This window comes from Micromonospora arida (assembly GCF_003857035.1).
Classification (GTDB): Bacteria; Actinomycetota; Actinomycetes; order Mycobacteriales; family Micromonosporaceae; genus Micromonospora; species Micromonospora arida.
On sequence record NZ_QGSY01000268.1, the window covers coordinates 1 to 862 of the forward strand.

Sequence of the window (862 nt, forward strand, 5' to 3'; positions counted from 1 at the left end):
GGGGGGCGTTGCAGGCGGCCACCAGCGCCTGCCGGCAGGCAGCGGTCAGGGGGCGAAGCGCCGCGTCCCGTTGCTGCGCCTCGTAGTTGTTGATCGCACCGCCCGGGGCGGCGTGCCCGGCCAACGCCAGCACCCGGTCGAGCACCGCGGCCCGGGCGAAGAGCCGGCGGGCCCGCGGGTCGAAGCCCGGTGGGAGATCGGTGGTGCCGTCCGGGCGGCGGAGCGCGGCCAGCGCACCGGCCAGCTCGGGCCGCCACTGGGCCACGTCGAGGCGGGTCAGCACGGCGGTCGTCTCGGCCAGCGCGGCGGCCAACTCGGCCTCCGCCTCGGCGGCACCAGGCAACGAGAGTGACGCGGCGGGGGCGTTGGCCGGCAGCGGGTAGACCCGCCAGAGCACCGTCTCGAAACAGTCTCCCGAGCCGGAGGTGTGCAGCCGCACCTGGGGGATCAGCCCGAGCCCGCCGGCGACCACCGCCTCGCCCGTGACCAGCGCCGCACCGGCGAAGTCGCCGGGTCCGGGCAAACCCCTCGGGTCGCCCGGCGCGGGCAGCACAAGGCGGATCTCGTCCGGGGAGAGCTTGGCCAGGGTGGGCAGCGCGGCGCCCAGCGGAACGTCGGTCCAGGTGCCCGGGGCGTCCGCAACGAGGTGTTCCTCGTCGCCGGCGATGGCGTCGGCGACCTCGTCGTAGGGCACCAACCCGGCGCGCCACGCGCGCACCCAGGCAACGAACCGGCTGGACCGGCGTGGCGCGAGTGTGGCCGCGCCCGTTGCGGGGGTGGACATGCCGAAAGGGTACGTGGTCACGACCGGCCCTGTCTCGGCTGCCGCTCCGGTCGCCCGGCCTGCCCCCAACTGCCCTGT

1 protein-coding gene is annotated in these 862 nt (G+C 76.5%); it reads right to left on the reverse strand.

What is annotated here, in order from left to right; genetic code table 11:
• The coding region (locus tag DLJ58_RS26480; RefSeq protein ID WP_124860293.1) for a hypothetical protein at positions 1-784 on the reverse strand (784 nt) is incomplete at its 3' end.
• Between the last annotated feature and the right edge of the window lie 78 nt (positions 785-862).